The following is a 19800-nucleotide window of genomic DNA, read 5'->3' on the forward strand; positions in this document are numbered from 1 at the left end:
TCGTGCGCTCGCGCCGGGCGAATCCGGTGGCGAGCGCACGACCGATCGACGCGGCGTCGGCCGCGCTGCCCAGGGCACCCGTGACGAGCGCCACGCGCTGGGTCGACATATCGGCTGAAACGGTCATTTACAATGCCGGGATGAACCCGAAAGCTCACGAACCCGCTAGTTTACCTGCTCCCGGCCCTGACGCGCTTGCACAGTCCGAAACCCTCGCCGCGCAACTGCGCGACGAGATCGCGGCGGCCGGCGGCTGGCTGCCGTTCGACCGCTTCATGGAGCGCGCGCTGTATGCGCCCGGCCTCGGTTATTACAGCGGCGGCGCGCGCAAGTTCGGGCGCCGCGCCGACGACGGCAGTGACTTCGTCACCGCGCCCGAGCTGTCGCCGCTGTTCGCGCAGACGCTCGCGCAGCCGGTCGCGGAAGCGCTTGCGGCGAGCGGCACGCGCAGCGTGATGGAATTCGGCGCCGGCACGGGCAAGCTCGCGGCCGGGCTGCTCGCGGCGCTCGACGCGCTGGGCGTCGAACTCGACGCCTACCTGATCGTCGACCTGTCCGGCGAGCTGCGCGAGCGGCAGCACGACACGATCACGGCCGCCGCGCCGGCGCTCGCCGCGAAGGTGCGCTGGCTCGATGCGCTGCCCGAGCGGTTCGACGGCGTCGTGGTCGGCAACGAGGTGCTCGATGCGATGCCGGTGCGGCTGTTCGCGAAGGCGGGCGGCGCATGGCAGGAGCGCGGCGTCGCGCTCGACGCGCGGCAGGCGTTCGTGTTCGAGGACCGTCCGGCCGCACCGGCCGGCTTGCCGCCGGTACTCGCGGGCCTCGACGATGCGGCGGATGGCTACGTGACCGAGACGCACGAGGCCGCGCTGGCGTTCACGCGCACCGTCTGCACGATGCTCGGGCGCGGCGCGGTGCTGCTGGTCGACTACGGCTTTCCCGCGCACGAGTACTACCACCCGCAGCGCGACCGCGGCACGCTGATGTGCCACTACCGTCACCATGCGCACGACGATCCGTTCCTGTACCCGGGGCTGCAGGACATCACCGCGCACGTCGAATTCACCGGCATCTACGACGCGGCCGTCGCGACCGGCGCCGATTTGCTCGGTTACACGTCGCAGGCGCGCTTCCTGCTGAACGCGGGCATCACCGATGCGCTATCCGCGATCGATCCGTCGGACATCCACGCGTTCCTGCCGGCCGCGAACGCGGTGCAGAAGCTGATTTCCGAAGCCGAGATGGGCGAGCTGTTCAAGGTGATCGCGTTCTCGCGCGGCATCGACGGCACGCTCGACGCGTTCGCGCGCGGCGACCGCTCGCACGCACTCTGACGGGAGCCGCCATGCTGCGCTGGCTGATGACGTCGTTCGTCGCGGTGATGATCCTGACGCGCTGCTGGCCGTGGCTCGGCAAGCTCGGCATCGGGCGGATGCCGGGCGACGTCACGCTGACGCTCGGCGGGCGGCGCTACCCGTTCCCGTTCATGTCGACGCTGGTGCTGACGATGCTGCTGTCGATGGTGGCGCGGCTGCTCTGAGCCGCGCCTGAATGGCGGCGCGCTACAGCTCGATTTCGCCGAGGATCCGGTGCGCGAGCGCCTTTGCCTCCTCGAACGCTTCCTCCTCGCTGGGGCTCGTCGAGTGGACGTCGTAGCGCGTGTTCTCGGTGTCGTCCCCGTCGTCCCGCGCGAGGATCACGTAACCCTGGAACTGCCCGTTGCCCGCATGCTGGGTATGCGCCTTGGCCGTGTAGATGCCCTTCGTGAACGTGTTGGTGTCCATGGTGCTCTCCCGCAAAAGGACACTTCATCGTAGCACTGCGGCGCAGCATGTACAGCGCGGCTTATCGGTGACCGAACGGAGTCCGGCCGCCATCCTGCCCGTCATCGTTCGATCAGTGCGACGACCTCGTCGAGCGTCGGCGCGTGCGCGCCCGTATGCCGGCAGGCCGCGGCGCCCGCCGCCAGCGCGAACACGAGGTGCTCGCGCCAGGTTCGCTGCGGCGCGGCCATCAGGCTGAACAGCATGCCGCCGATCGACGCGTCCCCCGCGCCGACGGTGTCGGCCACCTCGACGCGCGGCGGGCTCGCTTCATGCACGTCGCCGTCCGCGTAGAGCGTCGCCGCCTGCGCGCCGCGCGTGACGAGCACGGCCGCGCGCGGGTTCAGCGCGCGCACCGCGGCAATCGCGTCGGGGCCGTCGCCGCCGAACAGGTGCCGCAGGTCCTCGTCGGACACCTTGATCAGGTCGGCGAGCGCGGCCATCTTCTCGAGCGTCGGCCGGAACGCGGCCGTCATCAGGTTCCGGACGTTCGGGTCGAAGCTGATCTTCACGCCGCGCGCGTGCAGGTCGGCCGCGAGCGCGGCCAGCGTGCCGGCGAGCGGTTCGCGCACGAGGCTGATGCAGCCGACGTGCGCCCATTTCACGTGGTCGGTCCAGCCGGCCGGCAGCCGCGCCGGATCGAACGCGAGGTCGGCGCTCGCTTCGCCGATGAAGAAGTACGCGGGCGGGCGCGTCTCGTGGACGATCGCGAGCAGCGGCGGCCGTGCGACGCGCTGCAGGAAGCGCAGGTCGAGCCCGGCCGCTTCGCTCGTGCGCCACAGCACGTCGGAGAAGCAGTCTTCGCCGATCGAGCCCGCGAGCGCGCTCGGCACGCCGAGCCGCGCAACCGCGCGCGCGACGTTCCAGCCGGCGCCGCCCGGCACCGAGGTCCATTGCGCGTCGCCCGCGCGCACCATGTCGGTCAGGATGTCGCCCGCCGACACGAAAGCCGGAAACGTGCCGCCGCTCATTGCGTCGGCTCGCTGCGCTGCGCACGCGCGAGGGTCGCGAGCACGTCGTAGCACGCGCCCATCGTGTGATAGTCGGTCTTGCCGGCCGGGCTCTTCTCGTCGCTGTACTTGCGGTTGTCGCAGGTGAGGATGCGGTACCACGCGCCGTAGCGGTGATCGACGAAGTGCGCCCAGCTGTAGCGCCAGATCTCGTCGTACCAGTCCCAGAAGCGCTCGCTGCCGGTGCGCGCGCCGAGCATCGCGGCGGCCGCGAAGGTTTCCGCCTGCACCCAGAAATACTTGTTGTGGTCGCAGATCGTGAAGTCGGGGCCGAAGCCGTAGCACAGGCCGCCGTGATCGGTGTCCCACGCGTGCGTGAGCGCCGCGTCGAACAGCTCGGCCGCGCGCGGCACGAGCCAGTCGAGCGGGCGGTGCCGCTCGAGGATCAGCAGCAGCTTCGCCCATTCGGTCTGGTGCCCGGGCTGGAAGCCCCACGGGCGGAAGATGTTCGAGCTGTCTTCCTTGTTGTAATCCCAGTCGACCGACCAGTCCGCATGGTAGTGCTCCCACACGAGCCCGCCCGACAGCGCGGCCTGGCGCTGCGTGATGTGGGACGCGAGCTTTTCCGCGCGATCGAGGTACGTGAGGTGGCCGGTCGCCTCGTACGCCGCGAGCAGCGCCTCCGTCATGTGCATGTTCGCGTTCTGGCCGCGGTACGACGACACGATCCAGTTCGGCGTCGCGTCGTCCGCATAGAGGCCCGCGGCCGCATCCCAGAAACGGTGCTCGGCGAGCTCGAAGGTCGCCGCGATCAGCGGGCGGGCCTCGTCGAGGCCGGCCATCGTCGCGTGCGCGGCCGCGAGCAGCACGAACGCGAGCCCGTAGCAGTGGCGCGTGCCGTCGAGCGTCGCGCGCTTCGCGCCGTCACGCCAGTCGAGCTCCCAGTCGTAGCCCTGCAGTGCGTCGTCCCAGTGCGCGTCGCGCAGGAAGCGCAGCCCGTGGCGCGCATATTCCAGGTGGCGCGGATCGCCGAAATGCCGGTACGCCATCGCGTAGTTGAAGACGAACCGGCAACTGCTGACGAGGTGGCGCGACGTGCGGTTGTAGATGCTGCCGTCGTCGCGGAAGTAATGGTAGAAGCCGCCCGTCGGGTCGAACGCATTCGTCGCGTAGAAACGCAGCGTGTCCTCGATGTGCGACAGCAGGAACGACGGATCGCGGAAACTCGCGACGAACGGCACGGCTTGCGTGTGGGCGGCCGGCGCGGCCGTGCAGGGTTGGACCGGGGGCATGTTCATGATGATTCGGTGGCCGTGGCGGTATCGAGTGCCGGGGAGCCGGCGGGCTGGCTGCTGGCCCGCACGATCAGCTCGACGGGCAGGGAAATCTCGGTGCGCTCGGGCGCTTCAGCGAGCAGCAGCTCGACGCCGCGGCGGCCGAGCGCCTCCTTGTCGACCGCGAGCGTCGTGAGCGGCGGGCTCGCGTGCGCGGCGGCCGGGATGTTGTCGAAGCCGACGATCGCGATGTCGTCGGGAATGCGTAGCCCGCGCGCGGTGCAGACGCGCTGCGCGGCGAGCGCGGCCGCGTCGTTGTACGCGAACACGGCTTCCGGGCGCGGGCCCGGCGCGTCGAGCAGCTGCTCCATCGCGCGCGCGGCGCCGGTGTCGGGATCGAGCCCCGCATCGATCGTCACTTCGTACGCGGGATCGAACAGCCGCCCGGCCTCGAAGAATGCGCGCCGGTAGCCGATCGCGCGCTGCGCGATGCTGTAGTGCGCGGGCGAGCCGCCGATGAATGCGATCCGCGTGCGGCCGGTGGCGAGCAGGTGGCGCATCGCGAGCGCCGCGCCCGTCGCGTTGTCGATGTTCACCGAGCGCAGCCCGGGCGCCCACAGGTCGATCAGCACGAGCGGTCGGCCGGTCGCGGCGAGCGCCTCGATCGTCTCGGGCTCGATGAAGCCGGCCACCGCGATCGCGTCGGGCGCGTGCGGGCGCATCTGGCGCAGCACGTCGTCGTTCGGCCCGACCGTGAGCAGCGTCGGCACGATGCCGCGCTCGCGGCACGCGTCCTCGACGCCATGCAGCACGTGCGAGAAGAACGGGCTGGCCGGAAAGCGGTTGTGCTGGCGATGCAGCAGGAAGGTGAGCCGGCGGATGCGCGGCCGCAGTTGCGCGGGATCGTAGCCGAGCCGCTGCGCGATCTCGACGATGCGCGCACGCGTGGCTTCGGACAGGCCCGGCTGGTTTTTCAGCGCGCGGGAGACGGTGCCGATCGAGACCTCTGCCGCCCGCGCCACATCGCGAATGGTCGTACCCATCGTTCGGGGTCCGGTTTGTTTAGGGTGAAAGCGATTGTATAGTAAAACGTATTGCGGAATTCGGGCCGGATAGCCGGGGAATACCCGCAAATTCCCGGGTTTTAAGCGCTAATCTGCGAAAACACCGTTACTAAAAATACTAAACAAAACGCGAAAAAGGCAAGGTGAACGTGCGGGTGCGTGGCGACCGGGAAGCGGGCGGCAAGCGGGCTGGCTTCACGCATTCGCGCGAGTCGTGCCCGGTTGCCTCCGCCGGCCGCTGGAAAGGTACAGTGCAACTAACGGTCTGGTTGCATGGTGCATGAATGCGCGCCCCCGCCGCACCGGGCGCGTCGTGTCTGCAAACGGCGATCGCCCGCCGTTCAGCGGATTGCCACGGCTGGCGGTTCGCCGCGATGGCGCAGCGCGGCGCGGCCCGCATCGAGGTCGACGACCGCGAGCCCATCCGGCTGCTGTTTCGCGCGCCGCTTCGCGAGCGCGGCGACCGACGCGATCTCGTCGCTGCCGTAGCGTTTCGCGCCGTGCGCGCCGGCCGCCACGCCGACCGCGCCGATCGCCATCGTCACGAAGCCGAAGAACGCCGGGTTGCCATGGCGGTCCTCGCCGTGCAGCCCGCCCGCCTGCCGGTCGGCCTGCGTGTAGAAGAGCTGCGCGCCTTCGTTGAAGCGGGCGATCGCGTCGGCGGCGCGTTCGCGCCAGTCGGCGCGCTGGAACAGCACGAGGAAATCGTCGCCGCCGACGTGCCCGAGAAAGTCGCGCTGCGGGTCGCACACGCCGGCCAGCACCGTCGCCGCGAACTTCAGCACCTCGTCGCCCTGCCAGTAGCCGTACTGGTCGTTGAACGGCTTGAACTGGTTCAGGTCGACGTAGCACGCATGAAAGCCGGCGTCGCGCTGGAGCAGGCGGTCGATGTGCGCGCTGATCGGGATGTTGCCGGGCAGGAACGTCAGCGGATTCGCGTAGCGCGCGGCCTCGATGCGCATCTCGGTCACCGCGCGCACCAGGCTCTCGCCGGTGCCGAGCCCGACGTAGCGGCCGTGTTCGGTGATCACGAAGCCGTCCGCGAGATAGCGCTGGTCGTGGCTCGCGAGCAGCATCGCGAGCTGCTCGAAGGTCGTCGCGTTGTCGATCATCAGCGGCGCGTCGTTCGCGAACTGCAGGCACGGCTTCTTCCCGAACACCTCGCGGTGATACGGCAGCGCGAAGCGGTCGATGAAGCCGCGGCGATTCACGAGCGCGACGGGCCGCCCGCGTTCGACGAGCGCGACCGCATGCAGGTCGGGCATCCGGTTGAACAGGTCGAGCACGTCGTTGCTGGTCGCGTCGCGCGGCAGCGCCGGCGCCGGCACCAGCATCTTCCCGGCGATCGTGCCGGCCGGCCGCACCGAGCGCGTCGCGCCGGGAAACACCGCGATGTGCGGCGCGCGGATCGCATCGCGCGCGGCCGGCGCGACGACCCGCGACGGCTGCGCGTTCGGCCGGCCGAGCAGGAAGCCCTGTACGCAGCAGATGCCCATGTCGCGCACGACGATCAGGTCGCTTTCGTTCTCGATGCCTTCCGCGATCAGTTTCGCGCCGCTCGCCTGCGCGAAGTGCTGCATTGCCTTCACGGCTTCGAACTTGAGCGGGTCGCGGGCGATGTCGTGGATGAAGAAGCGGTCGATCTTCACGACATCCGGATGCAGGCGCAGCCACAGGTTCATGCTCGCGTTCGCGGTGCCGTAGTCGTCGAGCGCGAACTGGATGCCGGCGTCGCGCAGCGAGGCGACCGCCGGGCCGATCTGGGCGACATCGGGAATCGCATTCTGCTCGGTCAGCTCGATCACGATGCGCTCGGCGCCGATCCGCGCGCGGACGAGGAACTGGCGTGCACGCTCGCGTTCGCTGGCGAGCTTCAGGATCGTCCCGGCGCTGAAGTTGAGGAACAGCTTGCCGTCGCAGCCGAGTGCCGCGAATGCGTCGAGGCAGGTGCGCGCGGCGGCCTGTTCGAGCGCGATCGTCTCGCCTTCGCGCGCGGCCTGCGCGAACAGCGCGGCGGGCGGTTCGAGGTCGGTGCCGCGCGGGCCGCGTATCAGGCCCTCGTAGCCGACGACCGTCCCCGACCCGAGATCGACGATCGGCTGGAAGACGGCGGCGAGCGCGCGATCCGCGATCAGGCGCGTGATGCTGGCGGCAGCGGAATCGGAGTGGGGCGCGGGCATGGGCGAGAGCAGCCGAATCGACGGGACGCCCGACTTAACGGCATCGCCCGCGGAGAATTGAATGAAGATTTCGTGACGCGATGGGCGTTGGTGGTGCATCGCGCTTGGGGCGCACCGGGGTGCATTGGGAAGGGTGGTGCGGCGGTGAGGCGGTGAGGCGGTGAGGCGGGAAGGCGGGAAGGCGGGAAGGCGGGAAGGCGGGAAGGCGGGAAGGCGGGAAGGCAGGAAGGCAGGAAGGCAGGAAGGCAGGAAGGCAGGAAGGCAGGAAGGCAGGAAGGCAGGAAGGCAGGAAGGCAGGAAGGCAGGAAGGCAGGAAGGCAGGAAGGCGAAACCGCCGGGACGGCACCCCCCGCCGCCCTGCTCGTCAGCGCTTGCCCGCGCTGAGCGCCCCGGACGCCGATGCCGCGTCGCCCTCGTCGTGCTCGCCGCTCGTGTCGCGCGCGCCCCAGCGCTGCGCAAGCGCCGCACACGCCATCAGCTGGATCTGGTGAAACAGCATCAACGGCAGCACGATCGCGCCGACCGCGTTCGCCGAGAAGATCACCTTCGCCATCGGCACGCCGGCCGCGAGGCTCTTCTTCGACCCGCAGAAGATGATCGTGATCTGGTCGGCGCGGTTGAAGCCGAGCCGTTTGCTGACGAACGCGGTCAGCAGCAGCGCGATCGCGAGCAGCACGAGGTTGACGACGAGCAGGCCGCCGAGCGCGCGCGGCGGGATCTGGTGCCACAGGCCTTCGTTGACGGCCTCGCTGAAGGCAACGTAGACGACGAGCAGGATCGAGCCCTGGTCGACGAAGCGCAGCACGCCGCGATTGCGGTCGATCCAGCCGCCGATCACGGGCCGCAGCAACTGGCCGGCGATGAACGGCACGAGCAGCTGCAGCACGATGCTGCCGACGGTGCTCCACGGCGACGCGGCGGCCGCCGACTGCGACGTGATCATCAGCCCGACGAGCGCCGGCGTGACGAAGATCCCGAGCAGGCTGGACGCGGATGCCGCGCACACGGCGGCCGGCACGTTGCCCTTCGCGATCGACGTGAACGCGATCGACGACTGGACCGTCGACGGCAGCGTGCACAGGAACAGCACGCCCGCATACAGCGTCGGCGTGACGAGCGGCTGCAGCACGGGTTTCAGCGCGAGGCCGAGCAGCGGGAACAGCGCGAACGTGCTGAGCAGCACGACCGCGTGCAGCCGCCAGTGGGTCGCACCCGCGATGACGGCTTCGCGCGACAGCTTCGCGCCGTGCAGGAAGAACAGCAGGCCGACGGCGATGTTGGTCGCCCAGTTGAACGCATGGGCGGCCGGGCCACGGCACGGCAGGAAGCTCGCGAGCACGACGGTGCCGACGAGCGCGAGCGTGAAGTTGTCGGGAAGAAAACGGGGACGGGCCATCGGGGAACTCGATTCGGAAACGACGAAGGCGCGCGTCGCGCGCGCGGATGGCGCCATTGTCCCGGTCGGCGATTCACTACACAAATGCATTGTGGGAATCGATTGATGAACCAATCTCATGCAGCAGCGCCCACGGCGCCGGCCCGGCCGGGCGCGAAACGGCAGAAGAATGTTCTGTCGCGGTCGCGCCCGGAAGTGAAAAAACCTAGCAGTAACATGGTGTTACACCGATGCCGGCGACATAACACTTTTTGGCTCGACACGCTTTCGGCCCGCTCATAAATTACTGCTGAAAGCCTTGGGTCGGCCGAAAGGAGCCGGCGGCGGGCGTGGACAGGCACTGAACGATGACGGAACGGGTGAAACGGAAGATCGGACGATGGGTGGCAGGCGTGCTCGGCGCGCTGCTGTTGCCGCTCGCGCTCGCGCAGCCGCCCCACGGCGGCGGTCATGCGTTCGGCGGCCACGGCTTCGGTGGCGGCGACATGCGCGCGTACGGTCAGCCGGCTGGTGGTGGGCCCGTCTGGCGCCGCGCGGCGCCTCTCGCCGGTGCACGCGCCGGCGGCGTGAACGGCTACGGCTCCCGCTGGGGGCTGCGGCCGACGCCGTCGTATGGCCATTACGCCGCGCAAAGCCCGTATCGTCCGATCAGCGCCGACGTGCGCCAGGTGCCGCGGCCGCCGGGCGGCGGCAACGTGCCGCTGCGTGCCGGTTCGATCCGCGCCGACGTCGCGCGCTACAACGAGGAGCGCGGCGGACGTCCGATGCCGCCGCCCCGCTCGCAGGAAGAGCCTGCGCACTCGCCGTCTTTCTCCCCGTTTTACCGAAACTGAGCGCCCGCGCGCTCGTCCCTCCGCCGGCTGATGCGAATTCGCCACAGTCGCGCACAGATTTCCGCTGATTTTCCCGTCGCATTGCGCTATCTTTCGCGCCCGGCTCGCGTGTGCCCCGCTGCCGTCCCGCCGCGCGACCGCGTTCGTGCGGGGCCGCCGGCAGGTGCCCGGCCATGTATCCATTCCGCGAAGTTAATGCCGCCGCTATACCCGCAATAAGTGTGCGCAATTTTGGCCGGACGAATGATCCGTAAAGATGGCTGCGCCCCATACGACGCAAGCACTCGGCTCCAAAAAACAACGCTCGCGCCACTTATCGACAATTCGACAAAATCTGGAGATCCAATGAAAGCATTCGCTCGCCGTGCGTCGCGCACGTCCGTCAAGCTGATCGCCGCGGCCGCCTGCGTGGCGGCTACCGCTCCCGTCCATGCACAGTCGAGCGTGTCGCTCTACGGGCAGGTCGACGAATGGGTCGGCGCAACCAAGTTCCCGGGCGGCAACCGCGCGTGGAACGTGAGCGGCGGCGGGATGTCGACGTCGTACTGGGGCCTGCACGGCGCCGAGGATCTCGGTAACGGCTACAAGGCGATCTTCACGCTGGAAAGCTTCTTCCGCGCCCAGAACGGCCAGTTCGGCCGCTTCCAGGGCGACACGTTCTTCGCACGCAACGCCTACGTCGGCATCGATTCGCCGTACGGCACGGTGACGGCCGGCCGCCTGACGACGCACCTGTTCCTGTCGACGATCCTGTTCAACCCGTTCTACGACTCGTACACCTTCTCGCCGATGGTGTACCACGTGTTCCTCGGCCTCGGCACGTTCCCGACTTACCCGAGCGACCAGGGTGCCGTCGGCGATTCGGGCTGGAACAACGCGCTGTCGTACACGTCGCCTTCGTTCGGTGGCCTGAATTTCGGCGCGATGTACGCACTCGGCAACCAGGCCGGCGACAACGGCTCGAAGAAGTGGAGCGCGCAGTTCAACTATGCGAACGGTCCGTTCGCGGCGACCGCGGTCTACCAGTACGTGAACTTCAACAACGGCCCGCGTGACCTGAGCGCGCTGGTGGCCGGCATGAAGAGCCAGGGCATCGCGCAAGTCGGCGCGACCTACGACCTCAAGTACGTGAAGCTGTTCGGCCAGTACATGTATACGAAGAATGACCAGGTCGCGGGCAGCTGGCACGTGAACACCGCGCAGGGCGGCGTGTCGGTGCCGCTCGGCGTGGGCAACGCGATGGCGTCGTACGCGTACTCGCGCGATTCGGGCGGCCTCGACCAGACGCGCCAGACCTGGGCCGTCGGCTACGACTATCCGCTGTCCAAGCGCACGGACGTCTACGCCGCGTACATGAACGACCACATCAGCGGCCTGTCGACCGGCAACACGTTCGGCGCCGGCATCCGCGCGAAGTTCTGACGCGCACGCGCGGCCGGCGTGCCGGACGCGCGCGAAAAGCGCGTCCGGACTGCATGTTTTCCCGCCAAAAACGGCGCTGCGACCCCGCGGCGCCGTTTTGCCTTTCTTGACCTTTCTGTTTCCCCGCCTTTGTTACCCTATCTCGTAATTGGACCATTCCCCGTCATTACGAGCTAGTTCGATGGATACCCTCGTCAGCATGAATGTGTTTCGCTACGTCGTCGAAGTGGGCAGCTTCGTCGGCGCGGCCGAGCGCATGCAGATGTCGGCTGCGATGGCGAGCAAGCACGTGATGCATCTCGAGCAGCAGCTCGGTGCGCGGCTGCTGCATCGCACGACACGACGCGTCGCCCCTACCGAGGCGGGACGCGAATACTATGAGCGCCTCGTGCAGGCGCTGTCCGAACTCGACGAAGCCGGGCAGGCCGTCGGCGCCGCGAGCGTGGTGCCGCAAGGCCGGCTGCGCGTCACGTCGCTATCGGCGTTCGGGCTGCGACACGTGATGCAGGCCGTCACCGACTATGCGGGCCGGTTCCCGGACGTGACCGTCGACATGACGCTGTCCGATCGCGTGGTCGACCTGATCGAGGAAGGCTACGACGTCGCGGTGCGCGCGGCGCCGAACGGATTGAAATCGTCGTCGCTGGTCGCGCGGCAGATCGCGACCGCGCACATCCTGCTGGTCGCGTCGCCCGAGTATCTCGAGAAGCACGGCACGCCCGCGACGATCGGCGATCTCGCGCACCACAACTACCTGCGGCGCGACTCGAATTCGACGATGCTCGACTCGCTGGTGATCGACGCGGCCGCCGCGTCGCGCGTGAACCTCAACGGCAACCTGATCGTGAACCATCTCGAAGGGCTGCGTGCGGCCGTGCTCGCGGGCGCGGGCATCGCGCTGCTCGGCACCGAGGTGGTCGGCGACGACATCGAGTCCGGCCGGCTCGTGCCGGTGCTGCTCGATGCGGTGCCGCCGCACGAGGCGCCGATCTATGCGGTCTACGCGAGCCGTCGTCACGTGTCCGCGAAGGTGCGTTCGTTCGTCGACTTCCTGGCGGCGCGTTTCGAAGGGCAGTCGCTGTGCCCGTCGATCGAATCGCGCCTGCGCGTGCTGCCGATCACGCGGATGAAGCGCGCGGTCTGAGCCGCCGTGTGTCCCGCTGCAGCGGGGCAATGAAAAAGCGCGAACCGCTGCGGTTCGCGCTTTTTGTTTTGTCCGACGGCATGCGCGCCGGCGGCGGCCGCGAGGGCCGCCGCATCCGTCAGCGCGGAATGCCGAGTCGCGCCTTCGCGTCGTCGTATTCGCGCTTCAGGCGCTCGACGAGCGCACCCACGCTCGGCAGGTCGTCCATCAGGCCGACGCCCTGGCCGGCGCCCCAGATGTCCTTCCACGCCTTCGTCTTGTCGCTGCCGAAATTCATCTTGGTCTTGTCGGATTCCGGCAGCGCCTCCGGATCGAGGCCGGCCTTCTCGATGCTCTCGCGAATGTAGTTGCCGTGCACGCCCGTGAAGAGGTTCGTGTAGATGATGTCCGACGATTTCGCGTTCACGATCGCGTGCTTGTAGTCGTCGATCGCGTGCGCTTCCTGCGTCGCGATGAAGCGCGTGCCCATGTACGCGAAGTCCGCGCCCATCGCCTGCGCCGCGAGGATCGAGCCGCCGTTCGCGATCGCGCCGGACAGCACGATCGGGCCGTCGAAGATCTTGCGGACTTCGCCGACGAGCGCGAACGGCGACGTCGTGCCCGCATGGCCGCCTGCGCCGGCCGCGACGAGGATCAGCCCGTCGACACCGGCTTCGAGCGCCTTCTGCGCGTGGCGCAGGTTGATCACGTCGTGCAGCACGATGCCGCCGTAGCTGTGCACCGCGTCGACGATCTCGCGCGCCGGTGCGCGCAGGCTCGTGATGAAGATCGGCACCTTGTGCTCGACGCACACGCGCACGTCGTGCTCGAGCCGCGCATTCGACTGGTGGACGATCTGGTTGACCGCGATCGGGCCGATCACCGCGCCGGGATTCTTTGCCTGGTGATCGGCGAGCTCGGACTGGATTTGCGTGAGCCACTCGTCGAGCAGTTCGGCCGGACGGGCGTTGAGCGCGGGGAACGAACCGACGATGCCCGCCTTGCATTGCGCGAGCACGAGTTCGGGGTAGCTGACGATGAACATCGGCGATGCGATGACGGGCAGCGTCAGGTTCTGCAGGACGGTGGGCAATGCCATGTGATGTCTCCAGTCTCCAGGGGCGTCCGCGCGGTCGCGCCGGCGCCATGCTTTGCGGTCGAACGGTGATTCGAGTGTAGCTGCGAAACGATGTCGTCCTTATTAATACGAACGATCGTGCGATTCTACGCGAGCTTAACAAAATACGCGGTGTGCCGGCAATCGAGTGAGTGTTCTCTTTCTACGGATTCTGGCTGTTGCCCCGCTGTGCTGAGGCGCAAGCGCTCCTAAAATAGCCGCCATAACAAACCAACGAGAAATAAACCATGTCGTTTGAGGCGTTTGCACCGTTTCGCGTGACGGTGCAGGACACCGACATCTTCGGTGTCAAAGGAGGCGCGGGTCCGCCGCTCCTGTTGCTGCACGGACATCCGCAAACCCACATGATCTGGCATCGCGTTGCGGCGACGCTCGCGAATCATTTCACGGTGATCGCCACCGACCTGCGCGGCTACGGCGCGTCGGGCAAGCCGCCGAGCGACGCGCAGCACGTGCCGTATTCGAAACGGGCGATGGCGGCCGACCAGGTCGCCGTGATGCGGCATTTCGGCTTCGAGCACTTCCATGTATGCGCGCACGATCGCGGCGCGCGGGTCGCGCACCGGCTCGCGCTCGATCATCCGGACGCCGTCGAGCGGATGATGCTGCTCGACATCGCACCGACGCTCGCGATGTACGAGAAAACCGATCGCGCGTTCGCGACCGCGTATTTCCACTGGTTCTTCCTGATCCAGCCGGAGCCGCTGCCCGAGACGCTGGTCGGCGCGCATACCGATGCGTACATCGAGCGCGTGATGGGCAACCGGTCCGCCGGACTGGCGCCGTTCGCGCCCGAGGCGCTCGCCGCGTACCGCGCCGCGCTCGCGCAGCCGGGCGCCGTGCATGCGATGTGCGAGGACTACCGCGCGTCCGCGACGATCGATCTCGAGCACGACCGTGCGGATCTCGAGCGCGGCAACAAGGTCGCGTGCCCGCTGCGCGTGCTGTGGGGGGAGAACGGGATCGTCGGCCGCTGCTTCGATCCGCTCGACGAATGGCGCCGTGTCGCGCGCGACGTCAGCGGCCGCGCGCTCGAGTGCGGGCACTACATTCCGGAAGAGGCGCCGGTCGCGCTGATCGACGAACTGCTGGCGTTCTTCGAGGCGCGCGACGCGGCTGCCTGACCGCACCGGCGGGCACGCGTGCGCACGCGGGCGGCGCGGCCGCGTACCGGCTCGTTCAGCGGTGCGCGCCGTCGTCCTCGACGAGCGGCGGCAGCCGGCGCGGCACTGGTGTCGACTTCACGATCGCGGTGCTCGTCTCGGCGCGCTCCGTCACTTTCGACAGGATGTCGTCGAGGTGCGCGATCGTGCGCAGGTAGAGCCGGCAGATGAAGCAGTCGTCGCCGGTCACCTTGTCGCACTCCACGAATTCGGGAATCCGCCGCAGCATCTCTTCGACGAGATGCAGCTGGCCGGGCAGCGGCTTCACGCGGACGATCGCCTGCAGCGTGTAGCCGAGCGCGCGCGGGTCGAGTTCGACGGTGAACGCGGCGATCACGCCTTGCGCCTCGAGCCGCCGCACGCGGTCGGCGGTCGCGGGCGCCGACAGCCCGATCTGCCGGGCGAGTTCGCTGGTGGCGATGCGCGCGTCGTCGGCCAGCGCCGCGAGAATCGCGCGGTCGGTCGCGTCGAGCGACGCGACGGCGGGCGGGGAAAGGCGTTTCGGCATGATCGCTTTGCTTTCGAAGGTAAATCGGACGATTCACTTCAGTTTAGCCGTGGTTGCCGCGAAAGCAAGTTTCTAGAATCGAAGTCATCCACTCTTCTGAACGGAGTTCACGATGGCTTCGAATGAAATTCGCCGCGGCGCCGCCGAGATGGTCGTCGCGATGATGATGTCCGGCACGATCGGCTGGCTCGTGATGTCGTCGCAGCAGCCGCTGACCAACGTCGTGTTCTTCCGCTGCCTGTTCGGCGCCGCGACGCTCGCGATCGTCTGCGCGGCGTTCGGGTTCCTGCGCCGTGCACTGTTCTCGCCGCGGATGCTCGCGCTGGCGACCCTCGGCAGCGTCGCTATCGTCGCGAACTGGCTGCTGCTGTTCGCCGCCTATTCGCGCGCGTCGATCTCGATGGCGACCGCCGTCTACAACACACAGCCGTTCATGCTCGTCGCGCTCGGCGCGATCGTGTTCCGCGAGCGGATCACCGCGTCCACCGTCGCGTGGCTCGCGCTCGCCTTCGTCGGGCTCGTCGCCGTGGTGCGCGTCGAGCCGGCCGTGCTCGCGGTGCCGGGCGAATATCTGGAAGGTGTCGCGCTGTCGCTCGGTGCGGCGTTCCTGTATGCGATCTCGTCGATCGTCACGAAGCACCTGAAGGGCACGCCGCCGCACCTGCTCGCGCTGCTGCAGGCCGGCCTCGGGGTCCTGCTGCTCGCGCCGTTCGCGCACTTCGGCACGTTGCCGGCGACCGCCGGGCAGTGGCTCGACCTCGTCGTGCTGGGCGTCGTGAACACCGGTCTGATGTATGTGCTGCTGTACGGCGCGATCCAGAAGCTGCCGACCGCGATGACCGGCGCGCTGTCGTTCGTCTATCCGGTCGTCGCGATCGTCGTCGATCACGTTGCGTTCGGGCAGACGCTTGCGTGGACGCAGGTGGCCGGCGCGCTGCTGATCCTGCTCGCGGCGGCCGGCGTGAATCTCGGCTGGCGCATCGTGCCGGCCCGTCGTGCGGCCGTCGGCCACTGAAACGGTCGTGCGATTTGGCAAGCCGCTACGGGGCAGCGCAGCCGCTAGTCGAATGCTTGTTTCAGGCGCGCGTATTGCGGGCAGCGGGTGCGTACATGGCGAGCAAAAGTCGTGCGCGCACACGCGTGGAAGACGCTGTAAGAAGTTGTAGGGAAACACCCGATGCGATGCGGTCGCGTCGCTCGTATGATGCGGGCTGTGACGTTGATCACGTTCACAGGATTCCGATCTCGATGCCGTTCGCCTGTCAGGTTGAACGGCTTTTTTTTATGCGCCGCTTCTCGCCAGCAGACGCCGCCGCGCATCGAGCCGCGCGAGCAACGCGCGCCGCGCGTCGTCGTCCGACGCACGCCATCCCTTGATCTCACCGCGCGTGCGCAGGCAGCCCGCGCACCAGTCGGTGCGCGGATCGATCCGGCATACGTCGGTGCACGGCGACGCGACCGTGCCGACCGGCACCGTCACCGGCACGTCGCTCATGCGGGCTCCCGCAACGCGACGTCCGCGACCGGCGCGCCCGTCAGCGACACGAGTTCGTTCGGCGACAGGTTGAACACCGCGTGCGGATGGCCGGCGGCGGCCCACAGGCTGTCGAGCTCGAGCAGGTCGGCGTCGATCAGCGTGACGGGTTCGACGAGATGACCGATCGGGCACACGCCGCCGATCGCATAGCCGGTGTTGTCGCGCACGAACTTCGCGTCCGCGCGGCCGACCGCGCCGACTTGCGCGGCGACCTTCTTCTCGTCGACACGATTCACGCCGCTCGCGACCACGAGCACCGGCGCGCCGTCCGACTGGCGGCGAAACAGGATCGACTTCGCGATCTGCGCGACCGAGCAGCCGAGCCCGGCCGCGGCCTCGGCCGAGGTCTTGCCGGTTTCGGCGAGCATCACGATGCCTTTCGCATGGCCGCGCTCGCGCAGCAGCAGCGCGACGCGTCGCGCGGAGTCGGGGAGGGAATCGAATGAAGCAGGTGTCGTCATGTTGAGGAATCCATCGAATACCGGGGTCATACGCAGCTCGCGGCGTCGGCCGCGCTCTGCGCCTTGGCGAGCAGGGCGCGACCGGCGCGCGACACGTTCGCGCGGCCGATCGCGTTCGAGATGAAGTCGCCGGCGGCGACGACCTGCGCGAGGTCGATGCCGGTGTCGATGCCGAGGCCCTGCATCAGGTACAGCACGTCCTCGGTCGCGACGTTGCCGGTCGCGCCCTTCGCGTACGGGCAGCCGCCGAGGCCCGCGACCGACGCGTGGAAGATCTCGATCCCTTCGAACAGCGCCGCGTAGATGTTCGCGAGCGCCTGGCCGTAGGTGTCGTGGAAGTGGCCCGACAGGCGTTCGCGCGGGAACACGCGCGTGACGGCCGCGAGCACTTCGCGCGTGCGCTTCGGCGTGCCGACGCCGATCGTGTCGGCGATGTCGATCTCGTCGCAGCCGAGCGCAGCGAAGCGCTCGACGACGTCGACGACCGATGCGACCGGCACTTCGCCCTGGTACGGGCAGCCGAGCGTGCACGACACGCTGCCGCGCAGCCGCAGGCCCGCATCCTTCGCCGCCTTCGCGACCGGCTCGAAGCGCGCGATGCTCTCGGCGATGCTGCAGTTGATGTTCCGCTGCGAGAACGCCTCGCTCGCCGCGCCGAAGATCACGACTTCGTCCGCGCGCGCCGCGACCGCATTCTCGAAGCCCTTCAGGTTCGGCGTGAGCACCGAGTACACGGTGCCCGCGCGGCGCTCGATGCCGGCCATCACGTCGGCGCCGTCGGCCATCTGCGGCACCCATTTCGGCGACACGAACGACGCGGCCTCGACGTTGCGGAAGCCGGCGTGTGACAGCCGGTCGACGAGCGCGATCTTCACGTCGGTCGGCACGAAGGTCTTCTCGTTCTGCAGCCCGTCGCGCGGGCCGACTTCGACGATCTTGACGGCGGTGGGGAACGTCATGGTTGTCTCCTGGTGTGCTTGTAGGTTCAGTAGCCGCGTGCGTAGTCGACGATGCCGCCGACGCGCTCGCCGCGCTCCAGTGCACGGATCTTGCCGGCGATCTGGGCGATGGCTTCGTCGCGCAGCGTCTCGGCCGAGCTGTGCGGCGTGATCGTGATGCGCGGCGCGTGCCAGAACGGATGGTCTTCCGGCAGCGGCTCGCGGTGGAACACGTCGAGCGTCGCGGCGGCGAGCTGGCCGCTCGCGAGCGCGTCGAGCAGGTCGGCTTCGACGAGATGCGCGCCGCGTGCGACGTTGACGACATACGCGCCGGGCGCGAGCCGTGCGAACGTGCGCGACGCCAGGATGCCGTCGGTGTCGGGCGTGCTCGGCAGCAGGTTGACGAGCACCTTTGCGCCGTCGATGCACGCATCGAACGCGCCGTCGCCGGCGAAGGTCGTCACGCCGTCGAGCTGCTTCGCGCTGCGGCTGTAGCCGCGCACGGGCAGGCCGAGCGCGGCGAGCGCGCGCGCGACCTGCGCGCCGAGCACGCCGAGGCCGAGCACGGCGACGATGAAGCTGGCGCGCGCATGCGGTTCGAGCGGTTGCCAGCGGCGCTCGCGCTGCAGCACTTCGTATTCGTCGAAGCGGCGCAGGTAGCGCAGCACCGCGTGCGTCACGTATTCGACCATCTGCTGCGCCATGCCCGAATCTTCCAGCCGCACGAGCGGCACGTGGCGCGGCAGCGTGCCCGGATGCGCGTGCTCGAGCGCGAGCAGCGCATCGACGCCGGCGCCGAGGTTGAAGATCGCGCGCAGGCCGTCGCGCGGCGCAAAGAATTCGCGCGGCGCGCGCCAGACGAGCGCGTAGTCGGCGGCGGCCGTGTCGCCCGGCTGCCACGCGCGCAGTTCGGCTTCCGGCAGCGCATGCGCGATCTGGTCGCGCCACGCGGCCGCTTCCTGGTGCGGGGAATGGAACAGGATCTTCATTGGATGACGGCGCGCGCGCCGGCGAGGCGCGTCACGGGAACGGCGAGCGGGGCCGGGCGCAGCGCGCCGGCGAGCGTAGCGGACATCGGGCGTCTCCTGACGACCGGGCGCCCGGCGCGTCGGCGCCCGGCCCCGGTTCCGTGTGAAGCTGACGGGAAGCCCACATTCTACGGTTTCGCGGCGCATCGCGCGCCGGTGCGCGGGGCGGGCGGCGCCCCCGGTGGCCCGCCCCCGGATGGCCGGCCCACTTAAAAGCAAAGCACAAAATATTGGTTCGGCCGCCGCGGCCGCCGCGCCACAATCGAATCCCGTCTTCAAGCAAGCGAGGGCAATCATGCGCGCATGCAGCAAATCGGCGTGGCCGCCGCGGCTCGTCACCGTTCCGGGCCTGCACGGCAGCGAAGGCGCTCACTGGCAGACCTGGCTCGAACGGCAGTTCCCGCGTTCGCTGCGCGTCGAACAGGACGACTGGGACGCACCCGATCTCGCGCGCTGGGCGCAATCGGTGCGCGCGTTGCTCGACCGCGAACGCGGCCCGTTCGTGCTCGCCGCACACAGCTTCGGCTGCCTCGCGGCCGCCCATGCGCTCGCGCAGTGGCCGCATACGGGCGACGTCGCGGGCGTGCTGCTCGTCGCGCCCGCCAGTCCGAAGAAATTCATGTTTGCCGGGCCGTTCGACGCGCGCCGGCTCCCCGTGCCGTCGATCGTGATCGGCAGCGAAACCGATCCGTGGATGCCGCTCGGCGACGCGCGCACGCTCGCGCAGCATCTGGGCAGCGCGTTCGTGAACCTCGGTGACGCGGGGCACATCAACACCGCGGCCGGCTTCGGGCCGTGGCCGCGCGCGAAGTACTTCATCGACACGCTCGTCCATTGCGCGGCACCGCTGCGCTTTCGCGACGCGGACGACGGCTTCGAAACCGCGCTCGTCGACCGCGCGCTCGCGCACGCGGTCTGACGGGCGGGCGGCGCGGCGCATGCCGCGCGGCGGCTGTCGCGGC

General features: G+C 68.9%; 20 protein-coding genes. 8 read left to right on the forward strand and 12 right to left on the reverse strand.

What is annotated here, in order from left to right:
- The first annotated feature begins 140 nt into the window (after positions 1 to 140).
- On the forward strand, positions 141 to 1334 hold the full coding sequence (locus tag G3N98_RS30785; RefSeq protein WP_089473668.1) for an SAM-dependent methyltransferase: 1194 nt from the start codon (positions 141 to 143) through the stop codon (positions 1332 to 1334).
- Positions 1335 to 1345: 11 nt separating this feature from the next.
- A complete protein-coding gene (locus tag G3N98_RS30790; protein WP_039355363.1) occupies positions 1346 to 1540 on the forward strand; it encodes a DUF2905 domain-containing protein in 195 nt (64 codons plus the stop codon).
- Positions 1541 to 1562: 22 nt separating this feature from the next.
- Here the strand turns inward: G3N98_RS30790 and G3N98_RS30795 are convergent, their stop codons facing one another.
- The 6 genes from G3N98_RS30795 to G3N98_RS30820 form a co-directional block, all read right to left on the reverse strand.
- Positions 1563 to 1784 (reverse strand): hypothetical protein, encoded by a 222-nt coding sequence (locus tag G3N98_RS30795; protein WP_069249042.1) that lies wholly within the window; start codon positions 1782 to 1784, stop codon positions 1563 to 1565.
- Between the two features lie 101 nt (positions 1785 to 1885).
- Positions 1886 to 2794, reverse strand: a complete 909-nt coding sequence (locus G3N98_RS30800) for a carbohydrate kinase (protein WP_206150319.1) — start codon at positions 2792 to 2794, stop codon at positions 1886 to 1888.
- Positions 2791 to 4071, reverse strand: a complete 1281-nt coding sequence (locus tag G3N98_RS30805; protein ID WP_124585047.1) for an AGE family epimerase/isomerase — start codon at positions 4069 to 4071, stop codon at positions 2791 to 2793. Before G3N98_RS30805 ends, G3N98_RS30800 begins: the two co-directional genes overlap by 4 nt.
- On the reverse strand, positions 4068 to 5090 hold the full coding sequence (locus G3N98_RS30810; RefSeq protein WP_089441179.1) for a LacI family DNA-binding transcriptional regulator: 1023 nt from the start codon (positions 5088 to 5090) through the stop codon (positions 4068 to 4070). Before G3N98_RS30810 ends, G3N98_RS30805 begins: the two co-directional genes overlap by 4 nt.
- Positions 5091 to 5452: 362 nt before the next feature.
- Positions 5453 to 7291: a phosphodiesterase gene (locus G3N98_RS30815; RefSeq protein WP_206150320.1), complete on the reverse strand. Its 1839-nt coding sequence runs from the start codon at positions 7289 to 7291 to the stop codon at positions 5453 to 5455.
- Between the two features lie 364 nt (positions 7292 to 7655).
- Positions 7656 to 8687, reverse strand: coding sequence for a bile acid:sodium symporter family protein (locus G3N98_RS30820; RefSeq protein WP_206150321.1), 1032 nt, complete (start codon positions 8685 to 8687; stop codon positions 7656 to 7658).
- Between the two features lie 347 nt (positions 8688 to 9034).
- On the opposite strand from G3N98_RS30820, the gene G3N98_RS30825 reads away from it, so the two are divergent.
- The 3 genes from G3N98_RS30825 to G3N98_RS30835 all read left to right on the forward strand — a co-directional run bounded on the left by G3N98_RS30825 (position 9035) and on the right by G3N98_RS30835 (position 12086).
- Positions 9035 to 9520, forward strand: coding sequence for a peptide-binding protein (locus tag G3N98_RS30825; RefSeq protein ID WP_089473663.1), 486 nt, complete (start codon positions 9035 to 9037; stop codon positions 9518 to 9520).
- Positions 9521 to 9865: 345 nt separating this feature from the next.
- Entirely contained in the window at positions 9866 to 10942 is a 1077-nt protein-coding gene (locus tag G3N98_RS30830; protein WP_089426481.1) for a porin, read from the forward strand.
- A gap of 181 nt (positions 10943 to 11123) precedes the next feature.
- Positions 11124 to 12086, forward strand: a complete 963-nt coding sequence (locus G3N98_RS30835; RefSeq protein ID WP_039346485.1) for a LysR family transcriptional regulator — start codon at positions 11124 to 11126, stop codon at positions 12084 to 12086.
- 118 nt (positions 12087 to 12204) lie between these two features.
- Here the strand turns inward: G3N98_RS30835 and G3N98_RS30840 are convergent, their stop codons facing one another.
- Positions 12205 to 13164 (reverse strand): nitronate monooxygenase family protein, encoded by a 960-nt coding sequence (locus tag G3N98_RS30840; RefSeq protein ID WP_039346483.1) that lies wholly within the window; start codon positions 13162 to 13164, stop codon positions 12205 to 12207.
- A gap of 266 nt (positions 13165 to 13430) precedes the next feature.
- On the opposite strand from G3N98_RS30840, the gene G3N98_RS30845 reads away from it, so the two are divergent.
- A complete protein-coding gene (locus G3N98_RS30845; RefSeq protein WP_089426478.1) occupies positions 13431 to 14327 on the forward strand; it encodes an alpha/beta hydrolase in 897 nt (298 codons plus the stop codon).
- Positions 14328 to 14382: 55 nt separating this feature from the next.
- Here the strand turns inward: G3N98_RS30845 and G3N98_RS30850 are convergent, their stop codons facing one another.
- Complete coding sequence (locus G3N98_RS30850; RefSeq protein ID WP_011353413.1) at positions 14383 to 14874, reverse strand: Lrp/AsnC family transcriptional regulator; 492 nt, start codon at positions 14872 to 14874, stop codon at positions 14383 to 14385.
- Positions 14875 to 14986: 112 nt separating this feature from the next.
- Between G3N98_RS30850 and G3N98_RS30855 the strand changes: the two genes are divergently transcribed.
- Complete coding sequence (locus G3N98_RS30855) at positions 14987 to 15889, forward strand: DMT family transporter (protein ID WP_206150322.1); 903 nt, start codon at positions 14987 to 14989, stop codon at positions 15887 to 15889.
- 267 nt (positions 15890 to 16156) lie between these two features.
- Here the strand turns inward: G3N98_RS30855 and G3N98_RS30860 are convergent, their stop codons facing one another.
- From G3N98_RS30860 to G3N98_RS30875, 4 genes are read right to left on the reverse strand one after another with little or no spacing between them, the layout of a single operon-like run.
- The gene (locus tag G3N98_RS30860) at positions 16157 to 16369 is read right to left on the reverse strand and encodes a DUF1289 domain-containing protein (protein ID WP_089426476.1); all 213 of its coding nucleotides are present in this window, start codon (positions 16367 to 16369) and stop codon (positions 16157 to 16159) included.
- Entirely contained in the window at positions 16366 to 16872 is a 507-nt protein-coding gene (locus tag G3N98_RS30865) for a YbaK/EbsC family protein (RefSeq protein ID WP_039346541.1), read from the reverse strand. Before G3N98_RS30865 ends, G3N98_RS30860 begins: the two co-directional genes overlap by 4 nt.
- 26 nt (positions 16873 to 16898) lie before the next feature.
- Positions 16899 to 17831: a hydroxymethylglutaryl-CoA lyase gene (locus G3N98_RS30870; RefSeq protein WP_089473661.1), complete on the reverse strand. Its 933-nt coding sequence runs from the start codon at positions 17829 to 17831 to the stop codon at positions 16899 to 16901.
- 26 nt (positions 17832 to 17857) lie between these two features.
- Positions 17858 to 18799, reverse strand: coding sequence for a glyoxylate/hydroxypyruvate reductase A (locus G3N98_RS30875; protein ID WP_206150323.1), 942 nt, complete (start codon positions 18797 to 18799; stop codon positions 17858 to 17860).
- Positions 18800 to 19133: 334 nt separating this feature from the next.
- Between G3N98_RS30875 and G3N98_RS30880 the strand changes: the two genes are divergently transcribed.
- A complete protein-coding gene (locus G3N98_RS30880; protein ID WP_206150324.1) occupies positions 19134 to 19757 on the forward strand; it encodes an alpha/beta hydrolase in 624 nt (207 codons plus the stop codon).
- Positions 19758 to 19800 lie beyond the last annotated feature (43 nt).

The organism is Burkholderia sp. Tr-20390, assembly GCF_017104595.1.
GTDB lineage: Bacteria > Pseudomonadota > Gammaproteobacteria > Burkholderiales > Burkholderiaceae > Burkholderia.

Bases quoted from the DNA above. Each gene is read 5' to 3' on its own strand.
- G3N98_RS30785 (WP_089473668.1), top strand. From the start codon at position 141: ATGAACCCGAAAGCTCACGAACCCGCTAGTTTACCTGCTCCCGGCCCT.
- G3N98_RS30790 (WP_039355363.1), top strand. From the start codon at position 1,346: ATGCTGCGCTGGCTGATGACGTCGTTCGTCGCGGTGATGATCCTGACG.
- G3N98_RS30795 (WP_069249042.1), bottom strand. From the start codon at position 1,784: ATGGACACCAACACGTTCACGAAGGGCATCTACACGGCCAAGGCGCAT.
- G3N98_RS30800 (WP_206150319.1), bottom strand. From the start codon at position 2,794: ATGAGCGGCGGCACGTTTCCGGCTTTCGTGTCGGCGGGCGACATCCTG.
- G3N98_RS30805 (WP_124585047.1), bottom strand. From the start codon at position 4,071: ATGAACATGCCCCCGGTCCAACCCTGCACGGCCGCGCCGGCCGCCCAC.
- G3N98_RS30810 (WP_089441179.1), bottom strand. From the start codon at position 5,090: ATGGGTACGACCATTCGCGATGTGGCGCGGGCGGCAGAGGTCTCGATC.
- G3N98_RS30815 (WP_206150320.1), bottom strand. From the start codon at position 7,291: ATGCCCGCGCCCCACTCCGATTCCGCTGCCGCCAGCATCACGCGCCTG.
- G3N98_RS30820 (WP_206150321.1), bottom strand. From the start codon at position 8,687: ATGGCCCGTCCCCGTTTTCTTCCCGACAACTTCACGCTCGCGCTCGTC.
- G3N98_RS30825 (WP_089473663.1), top strand. From the start codon at position 9,035: ATGACGGAACGGGTGAAACGGAAGATCGGACGATGGGTGGCAGGCGTG.
- G3N98_RS30830 (WP_089426481.1), top strand. From the start codon at position 9,866: ATGAAAGCATTCGCTCGCCGTGCGTCGCGCACGTCCGTCAAGCTGATC.
- G3N98_RS30835 (WP_039346485.1), top strand. From the start codon at position 11,124: ATGGATACCCTCGTCAGCATGAATGTGTTTCGCTACGTCGTCGAAGTG.
- G3N98_RS30840 (WP_039346483.1), bottom strand. From the start codon at position 13,164: ATGGCATTGCCCACCGTCCTGCAGAACCTGACGCTGCCCGTCATCGCA.
- G3N98_RS30845 (WP_089426478.1), top strand. From the start codon at position 13,431: ATGTCGTTTGAGGCGTTTGCACCGTTTCGCGTGACGGTGCAGGACACC.
- G3N98_RS30850 (WP_011353413.1), bottom strand. From the start codon at position 14,874: ATGCCGAAACGCCTTTCCCCGCCCGCCGTCGCGTCGCTCGACGCGACC.
- G3N98_RS30855 (WP_206150322.1), top strand. From the start codon at position 14,987: ATGGCTTCGAATGAAATTCGCCGCGGCGCCGCCGAGATGGTCGTCGCG.
- G3N98_RS30860 (WP_089426476.1), bottom strand. From the start codon at position 16,369: ATGAGCGACGTGCCGGTGACGGTGCCGGTCGGCACGGTCGCGTCGCCG.
- G3N98_RS30865 (WP_039346541.1), bottom strand. From the start codon at position 16,872: ATGACGACACCTGCTTCATTCGATTCCCTCCCCGACTCCGCGCGACGC.
- G3N98_RS30870 (WP_089473661.1), bottom strand. From the start codon at position 17,831: ATGACGTTCCCCACCGCCGTCAAGATCGTCGAAGTCGGCCCGCGCGAC.
- G3N98_RS30875 (WP_206150323.1), bottom strand. From the start codon at position 18,799: ATGAAGATCCTGTTCCATTCCCCGCACCAGGAAGCGGCCGCGTGGCGC.
- G3N98_RS30880 (WP_206150324.1), top strand. From the start codon at position 19,134: ATGCGCGCATGCAGCAAATCGGCGTGGCCGCCGCGGCTCGTCACCGTT.